Consider the following 7,686-nt stretch of genomic DNA (forward strand, 5'->3'; position numbering starts at 1 on the left):
CCTGATAAAACGAACAGATATGAAAAAGTTCTATAAAATATTTATCGTAATGGCGTGCTCGCTATTAGGCGTTTTGTCTTCTTGCAACTATCTGGACGTGGTTCCCGATGAAAAAGCGACAGAAAAAGATGCGTTTGAAGACAAGGAAGCGGCCCGGCGTTTCATCTATTCATGCTACGCCTATATCCCTAACCCAAGAAACGGCACCAGTTCCCTCGACCTTTTCACTTCCGACGAAGTGGTAACGGCATTTGAGCACGAAACATTTGCAGCTTTTCCGAAAGGAAACTATTCCGCTTCCAATCCGGTCATCTCTTATTGGAACTCTCTGTTCCAAGGCATCAAGCAGTGCTACATCCTGCTGAACAACATTGACAATGTGCCTGCACTGGAAGCATCCGTCAAGGCTGATTACATCGCTCAGGCCAAGTTCCTGATAGGCTACTACCACTTCCTGCTGATTCGCAGCTATGGCCCGGTCATCTTGGTGAAGGAAGAGCCCTTGCTGACTACGCCCGCCGACCAGTATGCTGCCCGTTCTTCCTATGACGAATGCGTGGATTATGTATGCCGGATATTGGACGAATCAGCAGAAGGACTGCCTGCCACCCGTGTCAACGAGCATTACGGGTTGGCCACCAGCGTGGCTGCCAAGTCCATCAAAGCCAGAATGTTATTATATGCGGCCTCACCCTTGTTCAACGGAAACAACGAATTCTATGCCAATTTCAAGGATAAGGACGGAAATCCGCTGATGCCTCTCACATACGATGCCGGCAAATGGCAGAAAGCCAAAAGCGCATACGAAGAAGCCATCCGCCTGGCAGAATCTGCCGGATATGGGCTTTACAAGACAACGGATTACATGCTGGACGGCTACGACAACGTAGAGCCGGTGGATCCGGTGCAGCACACACTGCGCTACACGGTAATCGAACCGGCCAACAATGAAATAATCTGGGCCGATTGCCGTTCGGAGGGTGCTTACAGCATACAGAATAAGTCGCTTCCTTTCTGCAACGGTTCGGCATACAATGGCGTGTCTCCGACACTTACCATGCTGAAGCGCTTCTATACAAAGAGAGGATTGCCGATTGATGCAGACCCGGATTTCCCACAAGGCAACAGCATCTACGAATCGACTACCGTAGGTGAAGAAAATGCAAGTATCGGCGACCCGGACGCGCAGACCATCCGGTTCAACCTGAATCGTGAACCCCGTTTCTACGCTTGGGTGGCTTTCCAAGGAGGTTTTTATGAGATAATGAGCGCCACAGACGGTAACGGTGCCTATGACAACGATGCAAGCTACCAGAAATACAACCAGGCAGTCAACCAAGGCAAGCTGGTCTGCGACTTCGTAATTGGTGGCAACACCTCACGTCAGCCAACAGGGAGCACGTTGCGCACGAACAACTATTCTCCCACCGGCTACCTGAACAAGAAAGGCGTAGTGCCGGGTTATAATGTACGCACAGCCTTATATAATCCCCCGTTCTATCCATGGCCGGTAATCCGTCTGTCGGAGCTCTATTTGGGATATGCCGAAGCTTGTGTGGAATGCAATGAGTTGCCCACAGCGAAAATTTATCTGAACAAGATTCGCGAACGCGCCGGCATACCTGACGTGGAGACTTCTTGGAACGGTATCGCCACATTGGATCAAAACAAGATGCGTGAGATTGTCCGTCAGGAGCGTACCATCGAATTTTATCTGGAGAACCACACTTTCTGGGACTTGCGCCGCTGGAAGGATGCAGAACGTCACTTCGGCGTAAAGGCAAAAGGCATGAACATTCTTGGTACGAACATTGATGAGTTTGCACAAGAAACAGAAGTAACTTTTGAGCGTAAGTTCGAAAGCCCGACTCAATACCTGATGCCTATCCCCGTGACAGATGTCAACCGAAATCAGAATTTGGTTCAGAACCCTGGTTATTAACAACAAACAACAACAGAAAAAATGAAGAATACAGTTAAATATTGGGTCGGGATACTCCTGTCCGGATTAGTCCTGCTCACCGGGTGCAACGACGAAAACGGTATTGTTCCGGACGAAATCACCGGTCTGACAGCAGAAAGTACTCCAGGTTGCATCATTCTGCACTGGAACACTCCTGAGGGAGCCAACTTTCATCATATCGAGGTAAATTATTACGACCCATTGTTGAAAAAGGACGTGATGCGTGCCGCAAGCGCCTATGCAAACAGCATTGAAATTCCGAATACTCGACGCAAATATGGAGAATATAACTTTACGGTGCAAACAGTCAGCTCCACAGGCGACAGAAGTGCCGTGCAGAATATCTCCATGATTTCGGAACCGGCAGAACCGACTTATGTCAACACACAGATTGCACTGACGGCGGCCGACCTCTCTACCAACGCACAGGAACCGAGTGAAGGTCCCATTGCCAACCTGCTGGACGGAAACAAAAGCACTTTCTTCCATACGGCATGGAGTGTGGGCATTCCGGGTCCCCACTGGTTGCAGGCCAACTTGAAACGAGAGATTACAGACTCTTACAAGTTTTACTACGCCCCACGCAACAATGCAAACAATAAGCCGACGGACTTTGATTTGATGGGAAGCACAGACGGCAATGAGTGGTTCCTGATAAAGAATTTCACGAAAGAGGCCGATGGGCTACCGACTACCTCTACGGGTGAGTACACCTCGGAAGTATATCGTGTGGAAAGACCTTTCAGCCAAATCCGTATCATGGTGAATGAGACCAACAACGGCAGTGTATTCTGGACAATGTCCGAATTCAAGTTCTATTCCGTCACGATTGAAGACCCGGAAGCTCCGGATGCGGATGAGTAAGCACGATTCTTCGCCTTTTATCTAAATCTTAAGAGCACATCAGAAAAGGGATGTGCAAAGTCGAACTAAAGATTCGTGGACAGGATTACGCGAATTGCACAAACAAGATTGAAAGAAACGACCGGCTGTCGGTGACTCTTTTGCTTGTTCCTTGTGTAATTCGCGTTTCTTTAGATAAAACCTACATCTCTCGTATCGAAAAAAGTACGATACAACCGGGCGTAGGCTTATTTTTCCGCATTATAGACGCACTTGGGTTTAGAGTAGATATTGTATGCCCGCTGGTGTGAACGCAATTATGCGGACAAAAATTCTATCACCTGCTCGTGTCATAAATTCATTCTTTAGAAAGCAACGGCTCCGCAAATATCCGGGCCATCTTCCAATCCTCCACTGGCACTTCAAGCAGTACCATACGGCTGCTTTCCGTCTTCCAAATAGCCAAAGGCTTGGCATCGGAGAGGCAATAGGCAAACTCGGCTCGATAGGTCTCGTCCAAATCCGCACCGTCCTTATCAACAACCGGACTGCCATAGATGTCCGTCATATACCGATACAACTTCTCGGAAGAGCGCTTGCAGAATGCATTTTCCTCTTCTGCTTTCGAATTGAAAAGGGAGACGTAAATTCCCTGCTTGCCCTCCTGCGCCAATGTTACGGAACACAACTCGAAATCCGGATTCAGGATATTGACATACCCATTGGCAACATTGGTATTGCCGGGCAATTCATTCCAGTTCCAGCCTAAGAAGTCCCTGTCTGCCGCAACGTTCAGGGTGAGCGTTTTGCTCTGATAGACCACTTTGTCCTCCTTGCTTCCTCTCAGATAAGAAGTGAATGTGCCGGGATAATGGAAACAATGTCCCCAAGAAAACATGAAACTATTTTCGCCCAACAGAGAGTGGGTCAATTCCTTTCCATCGTCATCCGTCACTACCCATTCCAGATGGTCGTAGCAGTCGCGAACTTCAGCCATCGTCATCGTTATATCGAATGTAATAGAAAACTTCATCATCTCCAGCAAATGAACATCCGTGACATCCGCTTTCAAGGAAAATGGCAACACCTTCTTATCCGGCTGTTCAGGTTGTTCAGGCTCTTCTGCCCAAGGAGCAGAATCATTGCCGCAACCAGCAAGCAGCAGCAGTGACAGCAGGCAAACAAAAACACTCTTCATACTATGATTGCTCTTGGTACTCATAACGCACATACTCTTTGAAAGTTCTTTCCATACTTAAATCAAGATAGACCTTCTTCTCCTCCTTGGAAAAATAGAAGCGGAAGTCCATCCAACAGGCATCTAAAGCGCCATCGACAGGTTTCAACAAGAATTGCTGCTGCTGTTTGCTGAAAAGCGTTTCGCGTATCACTGCTTCGAACGTGGCCGGATAATACTGGTAATTCAGATTGCTCTGTGATAAATACTTGCAGATGAAATGAGGCTTGCCGAACGTATTCCGAATCTCCACCGTAGAGAAAGAGACATCTTCGGGACGAATGCTTCCTTCCGATGAAGCGACCGACTTCCACACGCCTTCGTAGGACAACGGCGTGTGTACATACTTGACAACGTTTCCCTCAACAGACAGCGTGCCATCATCGGTCACCTGATATGCCCAATCCTGTGCCTTGTTCTGCCGGATGAGCCGGATGCCCTCTTGCGAACGCTCCCATTGCAGCTCCTCGCATCTCAAAAAGCCGTCTGAACCGAAACTGAAAATATTCATAACGCCATCCGGGTATATCCGATACAAGAAGTCTGTCCCTGCAAACGCCTTACCCGCTTCCGAGGCGTGCCAATTGCCCACGACAGGAAGTTCCATCGCATAGTCCGCATAATCCTTAATGGAGAGCAAAGAGCCACGGGTAGCATACACAGCGTCCAGCTCCGTACCGTCCGCAAAGGAAATCGCCAACCTGCCGTCAGCGGTATGCCACTTCAGCCCACCGTCATCCGATGTGCCTGTTCCATCCGCCTTCAATGAAAGTTTCCACGCCTGGTTTTCTTGTTGGGAATCAGCAAACCGCTCAAGTTCCCAGTCCCCCACCAACTTCCAGTCGTACTCCATTTCAATGACCTCACCGGGGTCTTGCCCGCCGGCATCATCGTCATTGCCGCAACCCGCAAACCCGAATGCACACAGGCACAGCAGCCATACTCCTATTATTCTTTCGGCTTTCATATTCTGAAAAGATTTTATTCACGCCTAAAGGTAGAAAAAATGATATAAGAGCAGCCATCTGCCGAATGATTAATGAAGAATAAAAACAATATTTAATGAAACTTTTTGTAGTTTTGCAGGGAACAACAATCAAATCATATTCCAAAACAATGAAACAAATCAGAACAATGCTTGCCGGCGCAGCCCTGTTGCTACTTTGCGGTTGCAACGCACCGGCCAAGCAGGAATCCTCGTCCACAGATGGAAGCGAGAAGAAAGAGAACACCGTAATCGAAACCATCCTGTCACGCCGCAGCATCCGCCGGTATCAACCGCAAGCAGTAAACCGCGACACCATGCAAATTATCTTGAATTGCGGTATCAACGCCCCCAACGGGCAGAACAAGCAATCATGGGAAATCCGCGTGGTGGACAACCCGGAGTTCATCAACGGCGTCAGCGAAATCTTCAAGAAGGAGAACCCCAAGATGGCGGAAGACCCGAATTTCAAGAACATGTTCCGCAACGCCCCCACCGTGGTGTTCATTGCCAACGACACCTCGTATGACTGCTCGCAGATAGACTGCGGACTGCTGGGCGAAAACATGATACTCTCCGCCTGGTCTATGGGAATAGGTTCCTGTTGCCTGGCCAGCCCTACACGGTTCATGACTTCCAACCCGGCGGCGACCGAATACCTGAAACGGCTCGACTTCCCCGAAGGCTATCAATTGCTCTACTGCATTGCCTTCGGATATCCGGACGAAGCGCCTGAGGCCAAACCACGCAACGCGACGAAAATCAAATACATTGACTGATGTCTGCGGACGAACAAGGTATTAGAAAATCACCTTGTTCGCCCCTGATGTGAGCTTGTACGCTTCCGGTTCGCTCTCTATGAACGACTGGATGTGGCGGATACGCTTTTCCGCCAGAATCTCATCCACAGCAATCAGGATGCCGGTCTCCTCCACATCGCCGAAACCGTAGTTGATAGCTGTGCCGAACATACGCATCGTCGGACTGAGGTTCATGTAGGCATTCACCAGAGGGGGAATGTTGTAGCCCAACTTACGGATTTCACTGTTCAGTATCTTATAGTCTTCCTTGAAAGAATCTTTGCAGAAGAGGGTAGCCAGTTCCTGCTCGTCCGACTCCAGCAGGAGCGGCTTCATCGGAGTAATCAGGTTGTCCTTATCGGCAAAGTGCTTTCGGAGGAAATAGAGTATCATGTCGCGCCCATGGCGGTGATAGCTGGGATACATGGTCACCTTCCCGAAAAAGTACTTCACGTTGGGCATGATTACCGTCAAGGCACCCAGCCCATCCCACAGGTTGTCTAAAGCAAACAATCCTTTGCTGTCGGTACGTGTAGATTGATACTCCAACGTGACGAACGAACGCCCCAGCTCGATGGTGGTAGGAAGATAGTCCTTCAAGAATTTATCGGAGAAGTTGAACATGTGCGCAGTCGCCAGAATGGGTGCCCCCTGTTCGTCAAAGCGCACATCCGTTCCCAATATATAACGATATCCCCCCAAGATTTCTTCAGCTTCGGGATTCCAGACAATCAGCTGCTTATAGGAATTCTCCATGGTGTCATATTCGTCGATATCCATGGATTTGCCCGTTCCTCCTCCTGCTGCACGGAAAGCTATTTCGCGCAGACGCCCGATTTCCTTCATGGTGTTCGGAGAATCTTGTGCTGTAATAATATATATTTTATTATGACTCCTGTTGGTCATGCGCAAGCGCTTCTCCTCTGTCAGCTCCGCTTTCAGCAGCTCCTTGCTTATAGGTGCAATCACATCTTCCATATTCTTCTATTAGCAGTTCTTCTTACTATAAATTCAGTCTTTCTACAGATTATATACGATATCCTTTACATATTGCGCCCATTCGGCCGGCGTTTTCGACTTGTCGAAAGTCTGCCAGGGAATGGGTTTCCCTATGGTAATGGTAAATGTCTTATGACGGTTCTTCAGCATCTCGTCTGCCAAATAGAGCATGGCGATGTTGAACTTGATGCCCAGTATCTTGCAACAATTGGCGAGATTATAAAAAAAGTTGGAGTTACGCCCTTCGAAATGGATGGGAACCACATCGCGGTGAGCTTCTACGCTCTTCACGACAAACGTCTTTTTCCAATCCAAATCCCGGATAACCCCATGCTGCCTGCGCGAACAAAGCCCGGCAGGAAACATGATCAGTTGATTGTCCGATGCGAAGCCGGCCTCCACTATTTTCGGGAAATCCTTCGCCTGTTTTCCCGTTTTGTTAATAGGAATACAAAGTGGAGCCAGCCCGTGCAGGTTCATCAGCAGGTCGTTCACCATATACTTCACCTTGCCGTTGTAGAAAGTTCCCAGAACATAGCCCAGCGCCACTCCATCCTGACCGCCCAGGGGGTGGTTCGATACAAACGTGCATAACCTGTCTTGGGGGAGATTCTCTTTTCCTTTTACCACCAGCTTGGCATCCAGAAAATCCAGACAGGCTTCCAGGAAGTCCACGCCTACCTTATCCTTCGACTCCCGCAGGAAGACATTCAATTCTTCCTGATGAACGATGTGTTTCAAATAAGAAACTACGAACTTTGGGATGTATTTTGATTGCTTCGGGGCTTTCTCCAGAAGTATATTGTAAATGTCAATAAAGAATAAAAAGTCGTCTGACATATTTTTTTTTATTAAATAA

General features: G+C 48.5%; 7 protein-coding genes. 3 read left to right on the top strand and 4 right to left on the bottom strand.

Annotated elements, in window-relative coordinates; all coding sequences use genetic code 11:
• Positions 1-19: 19 nt before the first annotated feature.
• Both K2G43_RS07790 and K2G43_RS07795 read left to right on the top strand, forming a co-directional pair.
• Positions 20-1,942: a RagB/SusD family nutrient uptake outer membrane protein gene (locus K2G43_RS07790; protein WP_300153943.1), complete on the top strand. Its 1,923-nt coding sequence runs from the start codon at positions 20-22 to the stop codon at positions 1,940-1,942.
• A 21-nt stretch (positions 1,943-1,963) separates the two neighbouring features.
• On the top strand, positions 1,964-2,827 hold the full coding sequence (locus K2G43_RS07795; RefSeq protein WP_300153945.1) for a discoidin domain-containing protein: 864 nt from the start codon (positions 1,964-1,966) through the stop codon (positions 2,825-2,827).
• Positions 2,828-3,164: 337 nt separating this feature from the next.
• On the opposite strand, the gene K2G43_RS07800 is transcribed toward K2G43_RS07795, so the two are convergent.
• Positions 3,165-4,004, bottom strand: coding sequence for a hypothetical protein (locus K2G43_RS07800; protein ID WP_300153947.1), 840 nt, complete (start codon positions 4,002-4,004; stop codon positions 3,165-3,167).
• Position 4,005: 1 nt separating this feature from the next.
• A complete protein-coding gene (locus K2G43_RS07805; protein WP_300153948.1) occupies positions 4,006-5,010 on the bottom strand; it encodes a hypothetical protein in 1,005 nt (334 codons plus the stop codon).
• 149 nt (positions 5,011-5,159) lie between these two features.
• Between K2G43_RS07805 and K2G43_RS07810 the strand changes: the two genes are divergently transcribed.
• Complete coding sequence (locus K2G43_RS07810) at positions 5,160-5,807, top strand: nitroreductase family protein (protein WP_297643166.1); 648 nt, start codon at positions 5,160-5,162, stop codon at positions 5,805-5,807.
• Positions 5,808-5,828: 21 nt separating this feature from the next.
• Here K2G43_RS07810 and K2G43_RS07815 read toward each other — a convergent pair whose 3' ends face one another.
• Together K2G43_RS07815 and K2G43_RS07820 are read right to left on the bottom strand one after the other, a co-directional pair.
• Positions 5,829-6,806, bottom strand: coding sequence for a GNAT family N-acetyltransferase (locus K2G43_RS07815; RefSeq protein WP_297643164.1), 978 nt, complete (start codon positions 6,804-6,806; stop codon positions 5,829-5,831).
• Positions 6,807-6,848: 42 nt separating this feature from the next.
• The gene (locus tag K2G43_RS07820) at positions 6,849-7,667 is read right to left on the bottom strand and encodes a 1-acyl-sn-glycerol-3-phosphate acyltransferase (protein ID WP_300153954.1); all 819 of its coding nucleotides are present in this window, start codon (positions 7,665-7,667) and stop codon (positions 6,849-6,851) included.
• Between the last annotated feature and the right edge of the window lie 19 nt (positions 7,668-7,686).

The sequence above is a fragment of the Bacteroides sp. genome (genome assembly GCF_029057325.1).
Classification (GTDB): domain Bacteria; phylum Bacteroidota; class Bacteroidia; order Bacteroidales; family Bacteroidaceae; genus Bacteroides.

Coding starts and splice junctions, on each gene's coding strand:
- K2G43_RS07790 (WP_300153943.1), top strand. CDS start 20: ATGAAAAAGTTCTATAAAATATTTATCGTAATGGCGTGCTCGCTATTA.
- K2G43_RS07800 (WP_300153947.1), bottom strand. CDS start 4,004: ATGAAGAGTGTTTTTGTTTGCCTGCTGTCACTGCTGCTGCTTGCTGGT.
- K2G43_RS07820 (WP_300153954.1), bottom strand. CDS start 7,667: ATGTCAGACGACTTTTTATTCTTTATTGACATTTACAATATACTTCTG.
- K2G43_RS07815 (WP_297643164.1), bottom strand. CDS start 6,806: ATGGAAGATGTGATTGCACCTATAAGCAAGGAGCTGCTGAAAGCGGAG.
- K2G43_RS07795 (WP_300153945.1), top strand. CDS start 1,964: ATGAAGAATACAGTTAAATATTGGGTCGGGATACTCCTGTCCGGATTA.
- K2G43_RS07805 (WP_300153948.1), bottom strand. CDS start 5,010: ATGAAAGCCGAAAGAATAATAGGAGTATGGCTGCTGTGCCTGTGTGCA.
- K2G43_RS07810 (WP_297643166.1), top strand. CDS start 5,160: ATGAAACAAATCAGAACAATGCTTGCCGGCGCAGCCCTGTTGCTACTT.